Here is a 21,985-nt window from a genome sequence, read left to right on the forward strand (position 1 = left end):
AAAGTTACAGGCACTATATCTGCCATCTAATTCTATCCCTATGAATTAGGGGGGGAAATATTTTTTGGAAATGGATTGACAGTCAACTGTACTACGCGTATGATACAGAGAGAAAGTGTATTACTGTTTTAATACAGTAAACGGGAAAGGGAGGTCAAGACCACGATGCAATTTGACCAAAGAAGCCCGGTGTATCTTCAAGTCGTCCGATGGTTCAAGGAACAAATCGCGACGGAAGAACTGAAATGCGGGCAGGAAATTCCATCACGCCGTGAAATCGCTGCGCAGCTTGGAATCAATCCAAATACAGCACAGAAAGCCTATAAGGAAATGGAGGAACAACACTTGATCACGACAGAACGGAACGTCCCAAGTAAAATCACGATGGATCAGGAAGTAGTCAAAAAAGTTCGGACGGAGATGCTGGATGAAGCAGTCGCCCAGTTCATCGAGGCGGTCCAGGCAATTCAGATTCCGCTCGGTGAAGTCGTCACGAAAGTCGAGACGATGTATCAATCAACGGAACGGAGGAAGATCGATGCTTGAAGTCCATGGCTTGAAAAAACGATACGGTCGTAAAAAACCGATTCTTGAAGGTGTCTCCTTTTCGGTGCGTCCGGACAGCATCACTTGCCTGATCGGTTTAAATGGCGAAGGTAAATCAACAATCTTAAAAGCGATCATGGGACTTGTCCCGGTCGATGCCGGAACCGTCCTCGTCGACGAAGAAGTCACACGTGAAAAAATCGCCTTTGTTCCAGATCTACAAACGATGCCCGGTTACATGACGATTGGTGATGCCCTGCTTTATATGAGTGACTATTATCCGGACTGGAATCCGAAGGTCGCGGAAGAATTGATGGGCTTGTTCAAGCTATTGACGACCGACAAGATTTTAGAACTGTCAAAAGGAAATCAGGCGAAGTTCAGTTTAGTGCTTGGTTTTGCACTCGACCGTCCGTACCTGTTGCTTGACGAACCGTTCGCCGGAATTGATTTATTTACGAAAGAACAGATTGCCTGGATTTTTTCGAGTCATTACATGGAAGGACGTGGCATCCTGATGACGACACACGAAATCATTGAAATCGAACATTTGATTGACCGGGTCGTCTTTTTACAGGACGGCCGGATCATTGATGAACATGATACGGAAGAGATGCGCGAAGTATACGGAAAATCGGTCCAGGACCGGATGCGGGAGGTCTATCAACGATGAAACAATACCTGATGTTAACGAACGAAGAGTTGAAACGAAGCTGGAAAATCATTGTCTCCGTCATCCTTGCGATGGCGAGTATCGAAATCCTGACCGTCGTCGGACGGGTCATCTATCATGAACGTCAGGTGCAGGATTATATGAGCTACGCGAAAGTAAGCGAATCGGAAGCAATCCGAACGATTGAAAAGTTATCGTTTGAACAGGCCAGCTCGTATTTCAGCTATATCATCCTGATCGGGGTAGCTCTTGTCTTGCTGTATGCCGTTCAGATCTGGTACCGGGACTGGCTCGGAGAGTCCAAGTACATATACCGTTTACTGCTTTTACCGGGCAGCCGGGCCAAAATCTTTTTTGCTAAATGGACAGCTTTGGCTCTTGTCATCATCAGCTTTATCGGCTTGCAGTGGGTGGTCATCCAGCTCAGCTATGTGATCTTCAACTGGCTGATTAAAGACGATTACCGTGCAACTTCTGCTCTTGGATTGTCACGGACTTTAAAACAGTTGTATACGATGAATCTGTCAGATGTACTCGTCATTGTAACGCTTGCCCTGTTTACGGTCAGCTTTTTGTTTATGCTCGTACTGCTGGAACGGTCGTATCGCAAAGCAAAAGGACTGTTGTTTATCGTCCTTGAAGTCATTGCTATTGTCGTCATCATGATGGGCGGTATGTACGTCATTGAAACGCTCGATATCTTTTTGTCACAGGAAATATCTGCAATCATGATAGCGATTTTTGTTCTCTATTTTATTTATACGATTTGGAAAAGCCTGCGCTTATTAAAATGGAAAATTTCGGTCTGAGGAGGACGTCATGCGAAAATTTAAATTTGTACTTATACTGGCTGTTGTCAGCTTCTTGACGATAGGTATCTATACCATATTTATTCAATCGATTGATGAATCGGACTTTATCGTTGAGACGGTCAAAGGCGACCCGAAACAGCAGGCTGTCCGTTCCGTTCATGCAGAACTTCATGATCAAGGGTTAAAAAAAATGGATTATAAAGTTGGATTAGACGGTCGTGTCCAAAAGACGGAGGATAGTCTAGTTAGCGGTTTGTTTGAAAGCCCATTTGATGAAAAAAATGCACCGAACGATTTCCGACGCTTTATGCGTAACGATTACGTCATTACGCTGGAACAGGATGGAATTTCATATGCGACGGGTGCGCCAGACAATGACAAATGGGAGCTGCAGTACTGGGAAGACGGCAAGCAGCGTGTCGTCAAAAAAATATTTCCGGCACCTGCTGAAGCTAGGAAGCTAGGAAAAACCGAGCTTTATCCGTATAAACGGATTGGAAACAGTATGTATGTTATTGCGCGAGATTATGAATCCGAATCAAAAACATTGTTATACAAAATTGATTTAAAAAACGAAACGATTCGAAAAATCAATTTACCATTTACCTCTAAAGATGAGTTCTATCTTCTAGGAATCCATGATGAAACGATTGTTTATTATACGTCGGAAGGTGTAGAAGGATCAGATGAGACAATAGAAAAAGTATATATGAGCGACGGAAAAACATCTCAACTTTTAAAAGGATTAAAGTCGGTTGGTGCTAACCAAACCGAACTGAGTGCGGATGGAACAAAACTGATCCTACTTGAACGCGAACCAAAAGATTTAATATGGGCAGTTTATGATCTGGCATCGAAGAAATCGACAAAATATAAGATAGGTATCCCGTTAGTATTAGATGAGTCTGGATTAGGTGAGTATACCGAGCTGAAAGATGATTTGATTTACACGGCGAATCGAACTGGTGACGGTGTTATCAATGTCCTTGTCGTCGACGCAATATCAAACCGCGTCTTGTATGAGGGAAACATCAAGGACAAATTAAAACGAGCAGAAACTACACTCAATGAACTTGTCTTGAACTAACGAACAACTTTAATAACTCCAAAAAAACGCAATCCGGAACTCTTCAAGAGTTTCAGATTGCGTTTTTTGTTTCACTGATACGATTTGATGATGATGTCCTGTTTCGTGTAGTAACTCCATGTCAGGTCCTGCGATTCAACCTTTTTCGTCGTCACGGCAACAAACTTGTTTTTCCCGGTGTAGATTCCGACGAAGTTCGGTGATTTCGCCTTTTTCGCCTGGACGAACAACAGATCGCCCGGGACGGCTTTTTTGAATGTGACCGTCTTCAGCGGCATAGCGGCTTGTTTCGCAATTGTCCGCTCGAGTGTCAGACCGCTTTTTTGATAAACGTATTGTGTGAAGCCGGATGCGTCAAAGCCTTTTGTTGTCGTCCCGCCTTCTTTATATGGTGTTCCGATCAAAGACGTCGCGAGTTTCGTAATCGCCGCTTTCTTTTTTGCAAGTGCTTTTTCTGATAATGGTTTCGCTGTCTCGCCTTTAGTCGGTGTTGCAGCAAATGTCGTGACCGGACTAACCGTCGCTGTCAGTAAGAGGGCTGTTAATGGAAGGGCATAATACGATTTCATAGTAAAATCTCCTTTTTCGTAAGTGGGATGAACAACTGACTTTACCGTACCATGCCGATTGGAAAATAAAGCAACAAATTAGATACGTTCACCTAACAGTGTTGTAAGGTTCGGTCTGAGTCTCCGCTACAAAAAGACGCCCGTTCCGTGTGCCTCACGAGAGGACACCATGGAAACAGACGCTTTTTTTATGAATGTTGATCGAGCCGGTGACTGACCGCCGTCAACGCAGCTGCGAGTATAGCAACGGCACCACCGACAAGGGCGATGTTCATGATCGGACCGTTTGCATACACGAGTCCGCCGAGTGCGGAACCGAAGGCAATCCCGACGTTGCTTGCGACCGGCATCAGGGAAGCAGCAAGCCCTTTCGCTTCCGGATTAAACTTTTCTGCCAGGTCGATCAGATAAATTTGCGTCGACGTCGTCAATAAAATCGACATCAAGGACATCAAGGCAATGTTGATCAGGCCAAGCGATACCGACGCTGTCGTCACGTAGAGAGCAGCGAGGACGATCGCCTGAACGATGAAGACGAACCGGAGACGGCCGATCGGATTCCGACTGGCGATTTTACCGGCCAAGATGTTACTGAAGATCGAGACGACACCGTAAGCGAGTAAAATCGGACTGATCCAGGCTGACGGCAATTTCAGTTCCAACTCAAGCACGGGCACGAGATACGTATAGACGACGTATGTCGCACCGAATCCGAATGAGGGAATGAAAAAGGCGATCATGATCCGTGGATTGGCGAGTAAACTGAGCTGTTCGCGGATCGAACCGGATGATTCCGATTGCTGGACTGGAACGACTTTCAAAACAGCAAGCAGAGCGACGACACCAAGACTGCTCGTCAGCCAAAACGTGGCAGAGTAACCGGCATGTTGTCCGATGAATGTGCCAATCGGCACACCGAGGACGTTTGCCATCGTGAATCCACCGAAGATGAAGGAGACAGCGACGCCGCGTTTCGCGATCGGCACACTGTCGCTTGCGACGACCATTGCCAGTGAAATCAGGACACCCGTCAGAACAGCCGTCACGATTCGTGACAACAGCAACAGTTCATAATTCGGTGCGATCCCGCTGCAGATATTCAAAATGATCCAGACGAAAATCAGACTGAGCATTAACTTCCGCCGTTCGAGGTGTCCGGTCAAGGACATCGTAATCGGTGTTCCGATGGCGAAGGCGATCGCAAAGGCGGAGACGAGTGTCCCGGCTTTTGCAATCGTGATGTTCAGACCGTCCGCAATTTCAGATAAAATACCGACGATGACGAATTCGCTTGTTCCAAGGACAAACGTCAACATGGATAACGTCGCGATTAACAGCCAGTCGGCTTGACTCAAACGAGTCGATGATGATGATGACATAAATAATTCCCCACTTCTGGCGCCTGTGCGCAAAAAAACTATCGTTTATCAGAATAGCATGATTTAACAAGGGCGGAAACCGGATTTGCCTGACACAGAAAAAGAAGCATTATTGTGAATAGACAGTCAATTTCACCTGTCACAGATTCGGGTATACTAACAGAGTAGGAAACATCACTTAAATCAGAAAAGGACGTGATCTTGATGCAAGCAACAGTCACTTGGAATCACAAGATGGGTTTTAGCGGGGAGACCGAATCCGGACATCACTTAGCGATGGATGCCGCGCCAGAAAACGGCGGAGACAATCAAGCACCCCGGCCGACAGAGCTCCTTCTTCACGCCGTCGCCGGTTGTACAGGCATCGATATCGTCTCAATTTTAGAAAAGATGCGTTTGACGCTGACGTCATTTGAAATGGATATCGAAGGCGAACGGGCGGATGATCATCCCCGGCGTTTCACGACGATTTCAATTCATTACCGGCTTGAAGGTGATTTACCGGACGATAAAGTCCGCCGGGCGATTGCCTTATCAAAAGACAAATACTGCTCGGTCTCACAATCGCTGAACGCAGAAATTGAAGTCTATTACTCGATCAACGGCGTCCGGAACGAGGAACCGATTTGAAACGGATGGTTCCTGTTCTGTTGGCAAGTGTCCTCCTCGCCGGTTGTGCTGACGAGCCGGCACAACCGGTCGAACCGCAACCGAAGCCGGCGAAGAAAACAAAGCCGCCGCAGCCGGATCGACCTTCTGCTGCTGAGCGGGCAGAGAAACAACTTAAAGAAACCGTCTCGAACATGTCGACGGCGGAAAAAGTCGATCAGTTGCTGTATATCGGTGTGACGGGAACAGCTTTGACACAAGCCGACCGAACGCTGTTGCAGGATCATGCACTCGGTGGTGTGCTGTTACTCGGCGGCAACATCACGTCGACCGATCAACTGAAAACCTTTACGGCAGCGATTGCTGAAGCCCAACCGGCTGATGCAAAAGCGTTTCTCGGCTTTGACGAAGAGGGCGGACGCGTCAGTCGGGTCCCGGACGCACAGCTCAAATTATCACCGAGTCTGTCGTTCGGTCAAAAAAATGATCCGGCATTGATGAAGGAAGTCGGACAGACACTTGGTTCGATTTCCCGTTTTTACGGCTTTAATATGGACTTCGCTCCCGTCCTTGACGTCAACAGCAATCCGGCGAATCCGATCATCGGTGACCGATCGCTCAGTGCGGATCCGCAACAGGTCGCCCGGCTTGGTGTCCCGTTGATGCAGGGCATGAAAGAAGAAGACGTCGTGCCGGTCGTCAAACATTTTCCGGGACACGGCGACACGACCGTCGATTCCCATGTCGGTCTGCCGCGGGTCGATGCGACGAAAGCGGAACTCGAGCAGACGGAGCTGGTCCCGTTCAAACGGGCGATTCAGGAAGGGGCCGAGATGGTCATGGTCGCGCATATCCTGTTTCCGGCACTCGACAAAACCCGTCCGTCTTCGTTGTCGAAACCCGTCATGACCGGGGTGTTACGGGATGAGCTGAAGTTTGACGGTGTCATCATCACGGACGATTTGGTCATGGGAGCCATCACAGAACGGTACGGACTTGCCCAGGCGGCAAGTCTTGCCCTCGAAAATGGTGCGGATATGGCGATGTTCTCATCGCCCGGCGCATACGCGTCCGTTCACAAGGAAATCATGACACGGATCAAACAAGGTAAATTGTCGAGAGCAGACCTTGATCAGAAAGTCATGCGGGTATTACGCTTAAAACAAACGTATGACTTGTCGGAAACGAAACGCGTCGACGCGTATGAACAGCTAATCGAGCAGGTCAAAGCGGTCGAATCGGACATGCGACACTAATCAAGGGTAGAACAAATCGGACTACCCGTGGTAAACTACAGGCGTACCACACAAATCAATATCTACACTAGGGGAGTCTCGCAGCAGACTGAGACGGAAGTATCCGGACCCTTTGAACCTGATCTAGTTCGTACTAGCGGAGGGAAGTGGATTCCGATCATTCATAGAGGATGCGACGGCTGTCGCCCTTTTTTGTAGGACCACTCCATCAGTTCATGGGGTGGTCCTTTTTCGTGTGGAAAGGGGGAAATGATGAGCCAGTTACATCTGATGACAACCGGCAAGCAGCGTCCGGACATACTCGAACAGCTGTTACCGGAACTCGCACTATCCGTCGACCGGATTCATTTGCGGGAGCCGTTATGGTCAGCGAAGGAACTGGTCGTGTGCATCGAAACACTCGTGCGACGAGGCGTAAAGACAGAGCAATTAATTGTCCATGACCGGCTGGACGTGGCAGTCGTCACCGGCACCGGAGTTCAGCTGACAACACGCAGCATTCCGGTCGACCTCGTCCGGCACCGTTTTCCGGAATTGGTGATCGGTCAATCGGTTCACTCGTTAACGGAAGCGATAGCGGCGGAACAAGCCGGTGCTGATTACGTCCTGTACGGCCATATTTTTGAGACAGGATCAAAACCGGGTGTACCGCCCCGGGGACTCGACGCCTTGAAACAAGTTGTCGACTGGACATCGATTCCTGTCATTGCAATTGGTGGCATTACACCGGACAATCTGCCGGATATCCTGGCGACCGGCTGCGCAGGCGGGGCCGTCTTGTCGGGCATTCTCGGTCAGGCGTCTCCGGTCGAAGCAGCCAACCGGTTCCAGGCGGTGATGCAACGATGACACGCCCGGATGTTTTAATCATCGGAGCCGGTATCATTGGTTTAACGCTCGGCTATGAGCTCCTGCAGCGCGGGAAAACCGTTCATTTGCTTGAACAGTCAACTGTCGGTCAGGGAGCGACGCAAGCAGCAGCGGGAATGCTCGCGACAGATGAAGAATTGCTGGCACCGTTACATGAACTGGCCCGGCTGAGCCGGAAGCTGTATCCGGAATTCGTGCAACAATTGTTTGACGAGACCGGTCTCGGAAGCGGGTATCTGGAACAACCGTTTCATATGCAACAGGCACATCACTGGCGGACGTTTGATTCGGTCGGACAGGTTGATCCGCGGTTGTTTGCACAAGCATTACGCAGTGCGATCGAACGACGGGGCGGGGGAATCGAAGAGGCAACGGTCGTAGCACGTCTCGTACGGGACGGACAAACGGTGACCGGCGCCGAGACTAACCGGGGGCTGCGGGTGGGCAGACAAATTATTGTCGCCGGTGGTCGCGGATCGGAAGAATTGTTACAGACGGTCGGAGTGACGATTAACACACTTCCGGTCAAGGGCGAGTGTCTGTCTGTCCGGCTGACGACCGGACAACTCAATCGGACGCTGTTTGGTGATGCGGTCTATTTAGTCCCGAAAGCAGACGGACGGATCATCATCGGGGCGACGGAACGGGTTAGTGATGAATCAACGACCGTCAGTCTGAACAGTATTCGTTTGTTATTGAATGCAGCGATTAAGCTCTATCCGCCACTTGCAGAGGCCGTGTTCGTGGAGGCTTGGTCCGGTGTTCGACCGCAAACCGGGGACGGTCTGCCGTATCTCGGATCGGTGGATGGTATCGACGGATTGTTCGTCGCGACCGGGCACCACCGGCATGGCATCTTACTGGCACCGGCGACGGCCAATGTGTTAGCCGATTGTCTCATGGGGCAAATGCCAAGAGTGGCACTGGATGGTTTTAACAGACGACGACAGGAGGAAAGCAGATGACTATCCGATTGAATGGAAAAAACTATGCTTTGACAGAGGAAATCAAGACGTTACACGACTTGTTAGAAAAACTGGAGATTCAGGGACAGGTCGTCATCATCGAACAAAATCATCAAATCATCGACCGGTCGAGCTATCCGGATACGGACGTTACGTCCGGAGATGTCATTGAAATCGTTCATTTTGTAGGAGGCGGATAACATGTTAGAAATTGGCGGAAAAAAATTTGCATCACGATTGTTACTCGGGACAGGAAAATATCCGGATAATGAGAAGCAACAACAAGCGGTCGAAGCATCGGAAACAAATATTTTAACGTTTTCCGTCCGGCGACTCGATGTTTTTGCGAAGGAACAGACGAATCCACTCGCGGCACTCGACTTAAGCCGCTATGATCTGTTACCGAACACTGCGGGTGCGAAGACGGCGGAGGAAGCGGTCCGGCTTGCCCGGCTTGCCCGGGCCTCAGGGATGTGCGATATGGTCAAGGTCGAGGTAATCGGTTGTGACAAGACACTGCTGCCGGATCCGATTGAAACATTACGAGCAGCAGAGGAATTAATCAAGGATGGCTTCATCGTCTTGCCGTATACGTCAGATGATCTGTTGCTCGCCCGTCGGCTCGAAGAACTCGGCTGTCATGCGATTATGCCGGCCGCGTCACCCATCGGTTCCGGACAAGGCATCTTAAATCCGCTCGCGCTCAGCTTCATCATCGAACAAATGTCAGTGCCGGTCATCGTCGACGCCGGCATCGGTTCACCGGCTGACGCGGCGTACGCGATGGAGCTCGGAGCTGATGGTGTCCTGTTGAATTCAGCCGTCGCGCATGCGAAAGACCCGGTCAAGATGGCACGTGCAATGAAGCTTGCGGTTGAAGCGGGACGACTCGGTTTTGAAGCAGGACGGATTGAGAAAAAACGGTATGCGACGGCGAGCAGTCCGACGACCGGGATCAGCCGCCCATGATGGACCGGTATAGCCGACAAATCCGCTTTCGTCCAATCGGACAGGAAGGGCAGGATCAACTGGGACAGCGGCACGTCGTCATCATCGGTCTCGGTGCACTCGGGACAGCGAGTGCGGAACAGCTTGTCCGGGCAGGAATCGGACGAGTGACTCTGATCGACCGGGATTACGTCGAGTGGAGCAATTTACAACGGCAACAACTCTATACGGAACAGGATGTCAGGAACCATTTGCCAAAGGCGGTTGCGGCGAAACGCCGGCTCGGTGCCGTCAATTCGACGGTGACGATCGAGGCGATTGTCGAAGATGTGACGGCAATGAATATTACACGGCTTGTCGGACAAGCAGATTTGCTTGTGGATGGGACCGATAACTTCGTTATTCGGATGCTGATGAATGATGTTGCGGCAAAATTTCGGATTCCTTGGATTTACGGTGCATGTGTCGGCAGTTATGGCATGACCTATACGATTCGTCCGGGACAGACCCCTTGTCTGCATTGTTTGCTCAATCATTTGCCGAAACAGCAGGAGACATGTGATACGTCAGGCGTCATCAGTCCGGTCGTCCAGCTGGTTGCGGCGCATCAAGTGACGGAAGCATTAAAATACTTGACCGGAGCTGAAGCTGCATTACGGCAGACGGTGCTGTCATTTGATGTCTGGAACAATCAACAGAGCCAAATCAATGTTGTGTCCTTAAAACAATCTTCTTGTCCGTCCTGCGGCGATAACCCGGTCTATCCGTATCTCAATGCTCCGCCACTTCACTTCGTGACATTATGCGGCCGGGATATCGTTCAAATCCGCGGGGAAGGGACCCGTGATTTAATCCGGCTTGAACAGGAGATGAGCGGCCGCGGGATCAGCTGTCTACGCAATCCGTATCTGTTGATGTTCGAGACGGAACAACATCGGATTACCGCCTTTGCCGATGGGCGGATCCTGCTTCACGGCGAAGCGGATCTTGTGCAAGCGAAACAGATTTACGAGACCTATTTCGAAGGGACGTTCACAAAAAAATAAAACATTTTTTTGAATACATGTTTTAGATGTTTAAAAAAGAGGTAAATAAGACTTCAGACTTAAGTCGGAGATTTTTGGTGAAATTGAATGTGAAGAGGAGTGATTACGATGAAACAAGAATTCGATCAATCGATCCAGTCATTGGATCAGACGAAGCGGACAGACCATGCAGCTGAAGTCGTTCAGCAAGCGAATTGGAATCCAGACCGGTATCGGACGAACCTGAATCCGTTCTATCTGTCACCTTGCAGCGTCGAACGCCGGGAAGACCGTCAACAGGAAGTTGACCGGATTGTCGAAGTCGAGCCTACATCCTCCCCTCTCCAACAGTTATTCGAGCAGAAGCAGGAAGAACATATAACAGCAATTGAACCAGGTTCTGCGAAGAATCCCGGAGGAAAATTTACGACCGGGATTGTCGTCGGGGCAATCATCGGAGGATCAGTGTCCATCTTCACGTCGGTCAAACGATTTCGTCAAAAGCGCCACACCCACTGAAGATGACAATTAAGCCGTCCGAAAAACCGCCTTCCAGCTAAACAGGAAGGCGGTTTTTGTCTATTGTCAGGAGGAAGCTATAATGAATTCAGACAAACCTGAGGCGAATCCTTTTGAGCTTCTCGCAAAGCCGGCACAACGGGCCCTGAGTGAACACGGCGTGACATCATTGGAATTGTTAGCGATGTATCATGAACATGATATTCTGCAGTGGCACGGAATCGGACCTTCTTCGATACCGAAGTTAAAACAGTTGCTTGGTGAACGTGGACTGACCTTTAAAACATGATGCATCATAAAACCCATTGCTTGACCGGGAGACTATCGGTCAAGCAATGGGTTTTACTTGGTTTGGAATCGGTCAGATCATCGTCAGAACCATTCAAGTCATGCTAAAATAAGGATATTATAGAGGAAAAGTGAGCGTGATGAGAGATGAAATGGATTCATACTGCCGATTGGCATTTAGGAAAAATCGTTCATGGCGAATCGATGCTCGACAATCAGCGGGCTGTTCTCCAGGAATTTCTACAATTGCTTGACCGGGAACAGCCGGACGCGGTCATCATTGCCGGTGATCTGTATGACCGTGCCGTCCCGCCGACGGAAGCGGTCGAACTGCTTGATACGGTGTTAGCCGACATTGTTCTGGAACGGAAGATTCCGGTCGTCGCGATCAGCGGCAACCATGATTCAGCGGAACGGCTGAGTTTCGGTACACCGTTATTACAACGGGCGGGTCTTCACCTGGCAGGTAAATTGACGGAGGCGATCGAACCGGTTCAGATCAACGGCGTCCGTTTTTATCCGGTGCCGTTCGCAGATCCGGCGACCGTCCGCTATGTCTATCAGGATGAAACAATCCGGACGCATGATGACGCGATGCGAAAAATCATCGGAACGCTGGACATCGATGGACCAAGTGTCCTCGTTGGGCATGCCTTTGTCATCGGCGGGCTTGAGACCGATTCCGAACGCCAATTGTCGGTCGGGACAGCGGGACAGGTCAGCGCCAGTGCGTTTGCTCCGTTCACCTATACGGCGCTCGGACATTTGCATAATCCACTTGCGATCAAGTCGGAGACAATCCGGTACAGCGGTTCGTTATTGAAATATTCGTTTTCGGAAGCCAGTCATGTCAAAGGCGTCGATATTTTGACACTGAACGAAAACGGGACGTTTGACCGTCGCTTCGAACCGTTGACGGCCAAGCGCGATTTGCGTGAACTGACAGGCAGTCTTGCCGAACTGACGAATCCGGTCTTCGTCGAAACACAAGCGACGGACGATTACATTAAAATCAACCTGACGGATGCCGAAGCCTTGATTGATCCGATGGGGAAATTAAAGAAGCTGTATCCGAATATTCTTCACCTCGAACGGACCGGATTCACACGCGAAAGTACCCGGGCGGTCCAGGCATCACGCGATCAGGTGCAGGCGGCGACGCTAACGGATCTGTTCCGGGAATTTTATGAAGCGGTACGGGAAAAACAACCGACGGATGCGATGCAGACCGTCTTAGAGGAGGAAGCTGCATGCGTCCAGAACGATTAACCCTACGTGCGTTCGGACCGTTTGCCGACGAACAGACGATTGATTTTCGCGCACTCGGCGGACGGACGATGTTCGTCATCTCCGGGAATACCGGCGCCGGAAAAACGACGATTTTTGATGCATTGACGTTTGCATTGTACGGCGAGACGTCAGGCGGGGAACGGGAAATGAGCGATTTGCGCAGTCATTTCGCGAAACCGGAACACAAGACGGAAGTCGAACTCGAATTTCTGTTAAAAGGCGAACGCTACCGGATTATCCGGCAACCGAGTCAGCCGCATCCGGTCAATAAAACGGATTACGGACATGAGGCGGAACTCGCCCGGCATGATGGGACGAGCTGGAAACCGCTTGCGCTAAAAATTCCGGAAATCCGTCAGCAGGTGCAGGAACTGTTGCAACTCGACCACAAACAGTTTTCGCAAATCCTGCTGCTCCCGCAAAATAAGTTCCGCGAACTGTTGATGGCGGAGTCAAAAGATAAGCTGCAGATCCTCAAGCAGTTGTTCAAGACGGAACATTATGGGGAGTTTCAGCAACGGCTGCACCGGAAAGCGCTAGATCTTGCTGCGGCGATCAAAGAAACGAAAACGAAGCAGCTTGCGAAGCTCGAAGAATTACCGCTCGACCTCAACTGGTCGGAAGCGACGGAAACGACAATCCGTCACCAGACAGATACATTGCTTGTAGCACTTGATGAAAAAATTGAACAGGCGAAAACGGTGGAACAGACAGGACGTCAAACGGTCGAACAGTTGACGGAGCGGCTGCGCCAGGCGGAGCACCTCGAGCAGACATTTACCGAGTACGATCAATTGTTACATCTCGAACAACAGCTCGCCTTGACGTTGCCGGAAACAATACGCCAGAAAGAACAATATGACGCGGCTTCCCGGGCAGCAGCCATCCAAGGGGTGTACGAAACGTTTCAGTCGGAGGAACAATCGGTCCGGCAATTGACCGGGACGAAACAAACCGTCCTGTCCGAACTCAAGCACCTGCAACAGCAACTCGACCAGGTCAACCGGACCGTTGAGCAATTGACGATGCAGGAACCGGAAATACGCGAGGCGTCACGGCGCCTGGAGCAAATCACGGAAGAGCTGCAACGGCTGAAGGATCAAGAACAATTGGTGCGTCAACAAGAAGACTTACGGCGTGCCGTTGCTAAGCTGAATCCGGACGCATTACGTGAACAACGGACTCGTCAGCGCAGTGAACGGACACAGCTGCAGGCAGAGATTTCGATGATGATCGACGATTCGAGCATCCGTCTGTCCTTACAGGAACGCCGCTTCGTCCTGCAATCCATCGAACAGAAACACTTAGAGTGGCAACGGAATGAAGCCGAACGACTGCAGCTGATCGAGCAGGGGACACGCGTGAAAGCGGAGAAAGAACAGGCCGAAAAAACGTACACGGCTGGCCGGCAGAATGAACGCCGTCAACTGGCAGCGGAACTTGCGGCACATCTGCATGACGGGGAAGCATGTCCGGTCTGCGGTAGTGCAACGCATCCGCAACTTGCTGTCAAAATGGAAGCGCTCGATGTCGAAGCGTTGCATCAGTCCTACTTAACCGCACAATCGGCGCACCAGGAGTTACAGGCGACGTACCGGACAGTCGCGGAACGGAAACGGCAACTCGAACAGGAACTCGCGACACTTGCGGACGGACAACCGGTTCCGACCGATGTGACCGCGATTCGTTCTGAAATCAACGACTTGAAAGGGCAAGAAAATCGATTACAGCAACAACAGGAACGAAAACAGCAACTGGAGCAACAGCTCCGGACAATCGAGACGGAATTGGAACAGGCAGACCGGCAAATCGAAGAGGAGACGAATCAGCAGTCGAAACTGTTGCTGGAGCTCGCTCGGCTTGAAGGCATGCTGAACCGAAATCCGGATGAGGCGTCACGTCGTGAGTTGGAAATCGAACAGCAGACACTGACAAAACGATTGGCGGAGTTTGAAGCGGCACGGACAGCAAGTCAGAATCAAAAACAACGGCTCGATCAAGAAGTCGCGGCACGAAGTGGACGCCTCGAGCATATCGAAGAAGAATTGGCGACCCATACATCCAAGCAGACGGAAGTCAAACGCGTGTTTGAACGGAGTTTACAGGAAGAACGCTTCGAGACAGTCGAACAATTCGAGCAGGCCCGTCTGACACGACAGATGATGGAAGGGTTAGCGGAGCGACTCGAAGCCGACCGGCGAAAACGGCAGGATGTCGAAAGTGGTCTTGGGCGGATCCGACAACTGATTCAGCAACAGGATCGTCCGGATCTGACGGCTCTTCGTCCGCTCGTCAGACAAGCGGAAGCGGAACTGGCGACAGCGACGGATTACCGGATTGGCGTTGAGAAAGAACAGTTGCACATCAAACAACTGGTCGATGCCTGGTCGAGTCTTCAGCAACAAATCGAAGCGGAGGATGCACGGTACGGTATCCTCGGTGAGCTGGCCCGGGTCGGTGTCGGAGAGAACGCGCAACGGATGACGTTTGAAACGTATGTCCAGACCGCCTACTTTGACGAAATCCTGCAGGCGGCGAACCGTCACTTGCACGGGATGACGTCCGGACGCTTCCTGCTCGAACGGAAGACGGAAGCCGGTAAAGGCTTGAAGAAATACGGTCTTGATTTAAACGTTTTTGATGCCTATACGTCGCAGACTCGTCACGTCAAGACGTTGTCCGGCGGGGAAAGCTTTAAGGCCTCACTCGCCTTGGCACTCGGTCTGTCGGAAGTCGTGCAGGAAGCGAGCGGAGGTGTATCGCTTGAGACGATGTTCATCGATGAAGGATTCGGTACGCTTGATCCGGAATCGCTCGAGCAGGCGATCGAGACACTGCTTTCGATTCAGGCAAGCGGCCGGATGGTCGGAATCATCAGTCACGTTCAGGAACTGAAGTCACGGGTCGATGCGAAAATTGAAGTGACGCAAGGCAAAACAGGATCGACGATTCGTCTTGTCGTCGAGTGAGGGGTGCGAAATGGAAACAAGACAAATGGTCACGAAATCAAAACTGATCACCGATTTGAAACAACTCGGTGTGACGCCGGGTATGAAAGTGTTCGTCCACAGCGCGATGAAACAGATCGGCTGGATTCCCGGCGGAGCACAAGCGCTGATCGAAGCGTTGCAGGAAGTCATCACGCCGGACGGTCTGATCATGATGGCGGCACAGAGTACGGATAATTCGGATCCGAAAAACTGGAGCCGTCCTGCCGTTCCGGAAGACTGGTGGGAGACAATCCGTCAGCAAATGCCGGCATACGACCCGGCGAAGACACCAACCCGGAGTATCGGCAAGGTACCGGAACTGTTCCGGACGTTCCCGGGCGTCAAACGCAGTGCCCACCCGATGTGGTCAGTCACGGCGTGGGGAAACGAGGCATCGGAATTCGTTGCCGGACATACGATTGAAAATGGATTTGGTCCTGGTTCACCGCTTGAAAAGTTCATCGAAGCGGACGGACAGATTCTGCATCTCGGTTCACCGTGGGATTCGACGACCGTCTGGCATTACGCCGAATACGGAGTCGACCGGCCGCTCGAGGAATCGGGATGTAAGATGCTTCAAGGAGATGAAGAAATCTTCATTCGTTATCAGCACCGGATCATCGACAGTGATCCTTTTGGACCGATCGGCGAAGGAATTATGGACGAACCGTTCGTCACGACAGGTAAAGTCGGACAGGCGACGTCGCACCTTGTCTCAGCGAAAGCATCGATCCCGGTCGTCATGCTGCAGCTGAATGCCTTAAATAGTTGGTTAAGCTGAAACTTTTCCGGAAAACAACCGTAGTAAGAAATAGAAAAAATAGAAGGAGTGAACGCAAGATGGCAACACGATTTAAAGTGAATCCGGCCTTACGCCGTGGTTTTGAAACGGCACGTGCCGGTGAACGGCCGATGACGAAGGCAGGGACGATGAGTAAGATTTTCCTGTTGCTCGCCCTTGTCACGGCAGCAGCCGGTGGAACATGGTTCTTCTTAGCCGCGAATCCGCAATTTTTAGTACCGGCTTTGATTGGCGGAGTCGTCCTCGGATTGATTCTCGCGCTGATCATCACGTTTAAACCACGAACGGCACCCGTGCTCTCACCGGTCTATGCAATCGTCGAAGGGGTCGCCGTCGGAGCGATTTCGTTGATGTTCGAAAGTATGTACCCGGGACTCGTCGGTAAGGCGGTCCTCGCGACATTCGTCGTCTCGTTTGCGATGTGGTTCGTCTATACGACCGGCATGATCAAAGTGACACAACGATTCCGTTCGGCTGTCACGGCAGCGATTCTTTCGATCCTCGTCTTGTACGGCGTCAACTTGTTGCTCGCGTTGTTTGGTGTCGATCTGCCGTTCATGACCGGCAGTTCGCCGCTTGCGATCGGCATTCAGTTTGTCATCGTCATCGTCGCCTCACTGTCGCTCGTGATGGACTTTGATTTCATCTCGCAACAAGTCCAGGCCCGTGCGCCGAAATCGATGGAGTGGGTGGCCGCGTTCGGATTAATCGTCACGATCATCTGGCTCTACATCGAGTTGCTTGATCTGCTGTACCGTTTGGCAGCACGGGACTGATTATTACGAAAAGACATTGCGAAAACGCAATGTCTTTTTTTGATGGAGGAAGCACATAAATGCATTCGGATAAAAAAGGTAGAACCGGAAACCCTCAATTCGATTGTAAAATCCAAGAAAATATTTTATATTTGATTATATTATGTGCAAGTGCACGCTAACAACATAAACATAATCTCATGTAATTGTTTGATTAGAACAGCAAGAACTCAAGAAGGTGAAAAGAATGAAAATGACACGGTCGACGGATTATGCAATTCGCGTTCTGCTCTATGCCACTTTGAATCCCAACCGGCTTGTTCAAATCCAAGAAGTAGCGGATCATTACGCCATTTCCAAAAATCATTTGATGAAAATTGTCCATTCATTGAGTAAGTTCGGGTTAATTACGTCTTATCAGGGACGGAATGGGGGATTTAAGTTAGCCAAAGCACCGAATGAAATCACGCTGGGTCAAGTGGTGGCTTTATTTGAAGAAGTTTCGTATTTGAAAGAAGTATTGCCAACACACGAGAAAGAATCGCTTCGAAATACGCGGCAAGCTTTTGATAATGCTTTTTTATTATTTTCAAATGCTTTGCAAGCGTACACATTAGAAGATTTAACAAAAGTGCAGATTGGATGAAACGAATAAGCACGGTCTTCTTTTTATCAAAAGAAAAAGTGGACCGCTTTTCGTTTTTTTTATGGCTTCGGATTCGGTCTGAAAAGACGAAATATGTTAAACTAAAAAAGGCTAAGCAAATCAGGTTTCTTTGGAATTAAACATACGATATTATTATATGTTTAAGGTTTTGTCTGGATCTTGGCGCAACAAAAGAAAAATCTTCGAACATTTGGTATCGAGGTTAGAAAAGAGGTTTTTGATGTCTGAGATAAGCATTGAACGCATCATTCGTTTTATTCAAAAATTAATTCACCCTCCGTTTTTCCTTACGACGCGGCGGGGAAGAAATCATGAAGTTCACCTTGAAGTCCGGTATTTGGACGTGTCAGAACGTATGAAATCGTCCCTTCTTCATGAAACCATCCATCTCTTACATATGCATACAAGTGAAGAAGTGAGAGAACGACTACATGAGGAATTGCTGGCGGTTGCCGTCTATACACAAAAACATTCGACCTTGCTTTTTGCGTTCAGCTTGATCAACGAACCGCCTGTTCGAATCAAATTGATTCAGAATGAGCAGGTGACCTGTCAGACTCTTATCCGGACGCAGGATGATTTAAAAGCATTCGTTCAGAGCCTAGATACGCGATGGATGAGACAGCATTGATCGTCTCTAAAACATGTATAAAAATGGTATGGATTGATCATCGATAGCAATAAGAAGCGAAATACAGGTTTGCTTTATGGATTTGAGCTAAACTAGAAAAAAGGAAATCATTGATAGAGGGAGGACACAAACGTGAAGCCAATCATTTTATTTGATGGGGAATGCAATTTGTGTGATGCCAGTGTGCAGTTTATCCTGAAACGGGATCAAGGGTACTATGATTTTGCTTCATTGCAGGGCGCGACTGGACAGGAACTCATTCAAAAACATCGTTTACCATCTGATTTAAACAGTGTTGTGGTTATCGAGCAGGGAGTTCCTTATATCAAATCGGATGCAGCGCTACGGATTACCAGACACTTAAACGGCGCATGGCCATTCGCTTCGTTTTTCCGCTTCTTACCGCGTGTCGGAAGAGATTTTGTGTATGATATTGTCGCGAAACACCGGCATGAATGGTTCGGAGAAAAGCAACAATGTATGCTTCCTTCTAAAGAAACACGCGCCCGATTCCATGACTGATACGGGTTCGGCATATGTTTCATCAAAAAAGCCAGACGATGTTCATCGTCTGGCTTTTTTGATGAGGTAATGAATATCATCTGGCCTCCATGAACAGCCAATGGCAGCTCGGTAAAGGGTCAGCTAAAAAACTGAGACCGAGGTCATGTGTTTGATGAATCGGCTGAAAAGCACAGGATTCTGTTTGCAGATAAATTTCATGGTGAGGGGAACGAAGATGAGTTCCGCACAACCGCCATCTTCCGTGACCATACGCGGTATGGACCGTATAGTTGATGTCGGGAGCGATCACCAACGGATTGCCGACTGAATGCCGGGTCGTAAACTGGAGAAAGTCTCGGTCCTTTTCAATATCTTCCAGATAAACCTTCCGTGTCGATGCTACGTCTTCACTCCGTAGGCGTCCCGTCGAGGTCAGAGAACGTGTCGGATTGGCCTGCTTAGCAAGGTGAACATGAGGAACATCCTGTAAGCCTGTCATGGCAATCTCAGTCAACGTCCGGTATTCCGTCGCATGGGGATCAAAGGTCCGGTCATCGCCCTCAAAATAAATATGAGGAGAAAGCAGATTCGGATTTTTTAAAATCGGTGGAGCAATAAACGTCATGATTCGCAGTCGTGCGCGGACGGCTTCGGGTTCTTTATTCGGTGCAAGGGGCTCAGATACAAACGGATGGAGAAGGATATAAAGAATAAACGATTCAAACTCCCGTTCCCGATCTGGTTCGTGTTTTAAATGATTCAAAAGTTTAAACGCTCCCTCCATGACGGAGGAGAGTGGTACATTCTGACGAGACGATGGTCGGAGGGCACGGATTTCGTAACGGGCAGACTCGTCTTGCGATGATGCTTCGTACCACGTATGATTATCCGTATCGCCCAAGCGTTTTCCATCTCGGAAGATACTGTAGGATTCGACATCCGGGATAGCCCCCCATACCAAAAGTAATTCCTGGTCTGAACGGATGATGACGGTGGATTTTTGATTCCAAAACAATGTTCCCTCATCGGCGACAACGGCTGTATCGATTGTGATACGGACGTGATTGGTCCGCAGTTCATATTGCACGGGAGAGAGGGGAGCAAGCGTCGTATCGATGAATTCGTGTGCCGCGCCATCACTGAGGATCTCACCGTCACGGAGAAGCTGAACGGGAGAATCCGCTTGCCACGAAAGATGTAAATCTTGACCAAGTTGCTTGACTGTAATGTTTTTAACGGATAGCATAACGGCGTCCTCCGATCAGTCTTTTAATCCCTTTCGCTTCCCATAATAGGCGGAAGTTACGAAACCCTCTCTTCTCGACCGAAGAGAGGGAAATGTTTACTTGCTCTGAACCAATTCCTGAATCAGGTTCATCTTTTCTTCATCATGCTTCAACTGCTTTTTTAAATCGTATGCCAGGTACATATCATTTTCAATCATGTAAGTCGCAATATCAGCATGTGTCTGAATGGCATGATTCAACTGCTTCGTCAGGATTTTTCTGACATCGGGAGAAGCAGCTTCCGTAACGGCCACGGCATAGGCGCGGACGAGTGATTTGGCACTGACGAGATGGTCGATGGCGATCAGTTCGTCTCTTTTCTTGCTGGCACGGTTCATCTGTTTTTGAATGGTCACAAAAAGCACCTCCGGTCGTTCGTCTGGTGGAATCAATGGAATAAAGGTTGTAGCTCTTTTAGTGCACGTTCTGATTCTTTGATGTCCTGTTCAATCAGTTTTTTTAACTTTTTATCTTTGACGAGCGGGCTAAGTGCATAAGATTTGACAAGACAGGATTGCTTCATCGTCATAATTTCATGGATTTCCAACGTCTCGTGCAACGCCAGTTGTTTCGCCATCCTGTCTCACTCCTTGTCCTTTAGAATGCGTTTGACTGTATCCGCGACGCCTCGTTTTTGCGGCGGTTCATTCAAATCATGGTGCAGATTGTGTGCCGGAACTTCAGGATTTGGAATTTGACCCTGCGGTGCCGGATTTTCGAGATACACGAATTCACCGGTTCCATCCTGCGCGCTTCCTTGCGCCCAGCGTCCTTCTTTTGAAGCCGTTCCTTCCGACAAGTCCCAAAATTCATAAGCATGCGGCTGGGCTTCCATTTCATCTTCCGGTGCAAACGTGGCCGGGACGACGATGCCGTTTTTCTCTTCCAGCTCTTCAATGGCTGCCATCCATTGATATTGATGATACCGGTCGCGGGCCAGCATTTTCCGGAGTGTTGTCCGGACTGCTTCATCGTTCGTCATGTGATAGAGACGTGCGACCTGAAGTCGCCCCTGCGATTCCGCATGGAGGTTGGATCGCATATCCGCCAAGAGATTACCACTCGCGACAATGTAGGAACCGTTCCACGGCACCCCGTTTGAATTGGAAGGAAGTCCGCCGAGTCCACTGACAAGAAGGTGTTGCGGATTCATTCCACCGAGAATTGCGGCGATGGCAGGATCCTTGGCCGCCTCAGCTTGGTCGTCGGGTGAAGCACCGTCGAGCAATTGCGAAATTAAAGAACATAACATTTCGACGTGACCGATTTCTTCCGTGCCGATATCCATCAGCATATCCTTGTACTTTTCATTTCCCCGACAGTTGAATCCTTGGAACAGATACTGCATCATGACGGTCATTTCCCCAAATTGTCCGCCTAATACTTCCTGGACAGCCCGTGCAAGTTTCGGATCCGGCCGGTCGACCTTAACTTCGAACTGTAATTCCTTTTGGTGTCTGAAAATGATTCATTCCTCCCTCAGATTAAAAACATATATAAAACGTACATGATAT

Annotated in this window: 26 protein-coding genes and 1 riboswitch; of the genes, 20 read left to right on the forward strand and 6 right to left on the reverse strand. The window is 49.6% G+C overall.

What is annotated here, in order from left to right; translation table 11 throughout:
• Positions 1-165: 165 nt before the first annotated feature.
• Genes KNP91_RS02670 through KNP91_RS02685 form a run of 4 tightly spaced genes read left to right on the forward strand, consistent with a single transcriptional unit; the run spans position 166 to position 3,118 of the window.
• A complete protein-coding gene (locus KNP91_RS02670; protein ID WP_214765055.1) occupies positions 166-546 on the forward strand; it encodes a GntR family transcriptional regulator in 381 nt (126 codons plus the stop codon).
• On the forward strand, positions 539-1,219 hold the full coding sequence (locus KNP91_RS02675; RefSeq protein WP_214765053.1) for an ATP-binding cassette domain-containing protein: 681 nt from the start codon (positions 539-541) through the stop codon (positions 1,217-1,219). Before KNP91_RS02670 ends, KNP91_RS02675 begins: the two co-directional genes overlap by 8 nt.
• Entirely contained in the window at positions 1,216-2,028 is an 813-nt protein-coding gene (locus KNP91_RS02680; RefSeq protein WP_214765051.1) for a hypothetical protein, read from the forward strand. The genes KNP91_RS02675 and KNP91_RS02680 overlap by 4 nt, the downstream gene beginning before the upstream one ends.
• Before the next feature lie 10 nt (positions 2,029-2,038).
• Entirely contained in the window at positions 2,039-3,118 is a 1,080-nt protein-coding gene (locus KNP91_RS02685; RefSeq protein ID WP_214765049.1) for a hypothetical protein, read from the forward strand.
• A gap of 71 nt (positions 3,119-3,189) precedes the next feature.
• Here the strand turns inward: KNP91_RS02685 and KNP91_RS02690 are convergent, their stop codons facing one another.
• Entirely contained in the window at positions 3,190-3,687 is a 498-nt protein-coding gene (locus KNP91_RS02690) for a C40 family peptidase (protein WP_214765047.1), read from the reverse strand.
• 188 nt (positions 3,688-3,875) lie between these two features.
• Positions 3,876-5,066, reverse strand: coding sequence for an MFS transporter (locus KNP91_RS02695; RefSeq protein WP_214765046.1), 1,191 nt, complete (start codon positions 5,064-5,066; stop codon positions 3,876-3,878).
• A 204-nt stretch (positions 5,067-5,270) separates the two neighbouring features.
• Between KNP91_RS02695 and KNP91_RS02700 the strand changes: the two genes are divergently transcribed.
• The 16 genes from KNP91_RS02700 (at position 5,271) to KNP91_RS02775 (ending at position 19,203) form a co-directional block, all read left to right on the forward strand.
• Positions 5,271-5,696 (forward strand): OsmC family protein, encoded by a 426-nt coding sequence (locus KNP91_RS02700; protein WP_214765044.1) that lies wholly within the window; start codon positions 5,271-5,273, stop codon positions 5,694-5,696.
• Positions 5,697-5,701: 5 nt separating this feature from the next.
• Positions 5,702-6,931 carry a beta-N-acetylhexosaminidase gene (gene nagZ, locus KNP91_RS02705; RefSeq protein ID WP_251135881.1) on the forward strand — a complete coding sequence of 410 codons (1,230 nt, stop codon included), beginning with the start codon at positions 5,702-5,704 and terminating at the stop codon, positions 6,929-6,931.
• 59 nt (positions 6,932-6,990) lie between these two features.
• A riboswitch (TPP riboswitch) is annotated at positions 6,991-7,093 on the forward strand.
• Positions 7,094-7,183: 90 nt separating this feature from the next.
• Positions 7,184-7,780, forward strand: a complete 597-nt coding sequence (locus KNP91_RS02710; RefSeq protein ID WP_214848464.1) for a thiamine phosphate synthase — start codon at positions 7,184-7,186, stop codon at positions 7,778-7,780.
• Positions 7,777-8,766, forward strand: a complete 990-nt coding sequence (locus tag KNP91_RS02715) for an NAD(P)/FAD-dependent oxidoreductase (RefSeq protein WP_214848466.1) — start codon at positions 7,777-7,779, stop codon at positions 8,764-8,766. The genes KNP91_RS02710 and KNP91_RS02715 overlap by 4 nt, the downstream gene beginning before the upstream one ends.
• Positions 8,763-8,966, forward strand: a complete 204-nt coding sequence (gene thiS, locus KNP91_RS02720; protein ID WP_131973029.1) for a sulfur carrier protein ThiS — start codon at positions 8,763-8,765, stop codon at positions 8,964-8,966. Before KNP91_RS02715 ends, thiS begins: the two co-directional genes overlap by 4 nt.
• Position 8,967: 1 nt before the next feature.
• Entirely contained in the window at positions 8,968-9,735 is a 768-nt protein-coding gene (locus KNP91_RS02725) for a thiazole synthase (RefSeq protein ID WP_214848467.1), read from the forward strand.
• Positions 9,732-10,760 (forward strand): ThiF family adenylyltransferase, encoded by a 1,029-nt coding sequence (locus tag KNP91_RS02730; protein ID WP_214848468.1) that lies wholly within the window; start codon positions 9,732-9,734, stop codon positions 10,758-10,760. The genes KNP91_RS02725 and KNP91_RS02730 overlap by 4 nt, the downstream gene beginning before the upstream one ends.
• Positions 10,761-10,868: 108 nt before the next feature.
• Positions 10,869-11,258 carry a hypothetical protein gene (locus KNP91_RS02735; RefSeq protein WP_214848469.1) on the forward strand — a complete coding sequence of 130 codons (390 nt, stop codon included), beginning with the start codon at positions 10,869-10,871 and terminating at the stop codon, positions 11,256-11,258.
• Between the two features lie 82 nt (positions 11,259-11,340).
• A complete protein-coding gene (locus KNP91_RS02740) occupies positions 11,341-11,547 on the forward strand; it encodes a helix-hairpin-helix domain-containing protein (RefSeq protein WP_131973025.1) in 207 nt (68 codons plus the stop codon).
• A gap of 146 nt (positions 11,548-11,693) precedes the next feature.
• The gene (locus tag KNP91_RS02745) at positions 11,694-12,815 is read left to right on the forward strand and encodes an exonuclease SbcCD subunit D (RefSeq protein ID WP_214765032.1); all 1,122 of its coding nucleotides are present in this window, start codon (positions 11,694-11,696) and stop codon (positions 12,813-12,815) included.
• A complete protein-coding gene (locus KNP91_RS02750; protein ID WP_214765031.1) occupies positions 12,797-15,805 on the forward strand; it encodes an AAA family ATPase in 3,009 nt (1,002 codons plus the stop codon). Before KNP91_RS02745 ends, KNP91_RS02750 begins: the two co-directional genes overlap by 19 nt.
• A 10-nt stretch (positions 15,806-15,815) precedes the next feature.
• On the forward strand, positions 15,816-16,607 hold the full coding sequence (locus KNP91_RS02755; protein ID WP_214765030.1) for an AAC(3) family N-acetyltransferase: 792 nt from the start codon (positions 15,816-15,818) through the stop codon (positions 16,605-16,607).
• A gap of 59 nt (positions 16,608-16,666) precedes the next feature.
• The gene (locus KNP91_RS02760) at positions 16,667-17,404 is read left to right on the forward strand and encodes a Bax inhibitor-1/YccA family protein (protein ID WP_131973022.1); all 738 of its coding nucleotides are present in this window, start codon (positions 16,667-16,669) and stop codon (positions 17,402-17,404) included.
• A 226-nt stretch (positions 17,405-17,630) separates the two neighbouring features.
• Positions 17,631-18,029 carry an RrF2 family transcriptional regulator gene (locus KNP91_RS02765; protein ID WP_214765029.1) on the forward strand — a complete coding sequence of 133 codons (399 nt, stop codon included), beginning with the start codon at positions 17,631-17,633 and terminating at the stop codon, positions 18,027-18,029.
• 241 nt (positions 18,030-18,270) lie between these two features.
• Entirely contained in the window at positions 18,271-18,681 is a 411-nt protein-coding gene (locus tag KNP91_RS02770; RefSeq protein WP_214848470.1) for a hypothetical protein, read from the forward strand.
• Positions 18,682-18,813: 132 nt separating this feature from the next.
• A complete protein-coding gene (locus KNP91_RS02775) occupies positions 18,814-19,203 on the forward strand; it encodes a thiol-disulfide oxidoreductase DCC family protein (RefSeq protein WP_131973019.1) in 390 nt (129 codons plus the stop codon).
• A gap of 76 nt (positions 19,204-19,279) precedes the next feature.
• Here the strand turns inward: KNP91_RS02775 and KNP91_RS02780 are convergent, their stop codons facing one another.
• The 4 genes from KNP91_RS02780 to KNP91_RS02795 all read right to left on the reverse strand — a co-directional run bounded on the left by KNP91_RS02780 (position 19,280) and on the right by KNP91_RS02795 (position 21,936).
• Positions 19,280-20,431: a DUF3238 domain-containing protein gene (locus tag KNP91_RS02780; protein ID WP_214848471.1), complete on the reverse strand. Its 1,152-nt coding sequence runs from the start codon at positions 20,429-20,431 to the stop codon at positions 19,280-19,282.
• Between the two features lie 96 nt (positions 20,432-20,527).
• Positions 20,528-20,827 carry a spore coat protein gene (locus tag KNP91_RS02785; protein ID WP_255508434.1) on the reverse strand — a complete coding sequence of 100 codons (300 nt, stop codon included), beginning with the start codon at positions 20,825-20,827 and terminating at the stop codon, positions 20,528-20,530.
• 32 nt (positions 20,828-20,859) lie between these two features.
• Entirely contained in the window at positions 20,860-21,048 is a 189-nt protein-coding gene (locus KNP91_RS02790; RefSeq protein WP_214848473.1) for a spore coat protein, read from the reverse strand.
• Between the two features lie 6 nt (positions 21,049-21,054).
• Entirely contained in the window at positions 21,055-21,936 is an 882-nt protein-coding gene (locus KNP91_RS02795) for a manganese catalase (RefSeq protein WP_188005379.1), read from the reverse strand.
• Positions 21,937-21,985 lie beyond the last annotated feature (49 nt).

It is taken from the genome of Exiguobacterium sp. s138, from assembly GCF_018618775.1.
GTDB classification, from domain to species: domain Bacteria; phylum Bacillota; class Bacilli; order Exiguobacteriales; family Exiguobacteriaceae; genus Exiguobacterium_A; species Exiguobacterium_A artemiae.

Excerpts from the sequence above, each read along its gene's own strand:
- KNP91_RS02670 (WP_214765055.1), top strand. The coding sequence starts at position 166 with ATGCAATTTGACCAAAGAAGCCCGGTGTATCTTCAAGTCGTCCGATGG.
- KNP91_RS02675 (WP_214765053.1), top strand. The coding sequence starts at position 539 with ATGCTTGAAGTCCATGGCTTGAAAAAACGATACGGTCGTAAAAAACCG.
- KNP91_RS02680 (WP_214765051.1), top strand. The coding sequence starts at position 1,216 with ATGAAACAATACCTGATGTTAACGAACGAAGAGTTGAAACGAAGCTGG.
- KNP91_RS02685 (WP_214765049.1), top strand. The coding sequence starts at position 2,039 with ATGCGAAAATTTAAATTTGTACTTATACTGGCTGTTGTCAGCTTCTTG.
- KNP91_RS02690 (WP_214765047.1), bottom strand. The coding sequence starts at position 3,687 with ATGAAATCGTATTATGCCCTTCCATTAACAGCCCTCTTACTGACAGCG.
- KNP91_RS02695 (WP_214765046.1), bottom strand. The coding sequence starts at position 5,066 with ATGTCATCATCATCATCGACTCGTTTGAGTCAAGCCGACTGGCTGTTA.
- KNP91_RS02700 (WP_214765044.1), top strand. The coding sequence starts at position 5,271 with ATGCAAGCAACAGTCACTTGGAATCACAAGATGGGTTTTAGCGGGGAG.
- nagZ (WP_251135881.1), top strand. The coding sequence starts at position 5,702 with ATGGTTCCTGTTCTGTTGGCAAGTGTCCTCCTCGCCGGTTGTGCTGAC.
- KNP91_RS02710 (WP_214848464.1), top strand. The coding sequence starts at position 7,184 with ATGAGCCAGTTACATCTGATGACAACCGGCAAGCAGCGTCCGGACATA.
- KNP91_RS02715 (WP_214848466.1), top strand. The coding sequence starts at position 7,777 with ATGACACGCCCGGATGTTTTAATCATCGGAGCCGGTATCATTGGTTTA.
- thiS (WP_131973029.1), top strand. The coding sequence starts at position 8,763 with ATGACTATCCGATTGAATGGAAAAAACTATGCTTTGACAGAGGAAATC.
- KNP91_RS02725 (WP_214848467.1), top strand. The coding sequence starts at position 8,968 with ATGTTAGAAATTGGCGGAAAAAAATTTGCATCACGATTGTTACTCGGG.
- KNP91_RS02730 (WP_214848468.1), top strand. The coding sequence starts at position 9,732 with ATGATGGACCGGTATAGCCGACAAATCCGCTTTCGTCCAATCGGACAG.
- KNP91_RS02735 (WP_214848469.1), top strand. The coding sequence starts at position 10,869 with ATGAAACAAGAATTCGATCAATCGATCCAGTCATTGGATCAGACGAAG.
- KNP91_RS02740 (WP_131973025.1), top strand. The coding sequence starts at position 11,341 with ATGAATTCAGACAAACCTGAGGCGAATCCTTTTGAGCTTCTCGCAAAG.
- KNP91_RS02745 (WP_214765032.1), top strand. The coding sequence starts at position 11,694 with ATGAAATGGATTCATACTGCCGATTGGCATTTAGGAAAAATCGTTCAT.
- KNP91_RS02750 (WP_214765031.1), top strand. The coding sequence starts at position 12,797 with ATGCGTCCAGAACGATTAACCCTACGTGCGTTCGGACCGTTTGCCGAC.
- KNP91_RS02755 (WP_214765030.1), top strand. The coding sequence starts at position 15,816 with ATGGAAACAAGACAAATGGTCACGAAATCAAAACTGATCACCGATTTG.
- KNP91_RS02760 (WP_131973022.1), top strand. The coding sequence starts at position 16,667 with ATGGCAACACGATTTAAAGTGAATCCGGCCTTACGCCGTGGTTTTGAA.
- KNP91_RS02765 (WP_214765029.1), top strand. The coding sequence starts at position 17,631 with ATGAAAATGACACGGTCGACGGATTATGCAATTCGCGTTCTGCTCTAT.
- KNP91_RS02770 (WP_214848470.1), top strand. The coding sequence starts at position 18,271 with ATGTCTGAGATAAGCATTGAACGCATCATTCGTTTTATTCAAAAATTA.
- KNP91_RS02780 (WP_214848471.1), bottom strand. The coding sequence starts at position 20,431 with ATGCTATCCGTTAAAAACATTACAGTCAAGCAACTTGGTCAAGATTTA.
- KNP91_RS02790 (WP_214848473.1), bottom strand. The coding sequence starts at position 21,048 with ATGGCGAAACAACTGGCGTTGCACGAGACGTTGGAAATCCATGAAATT.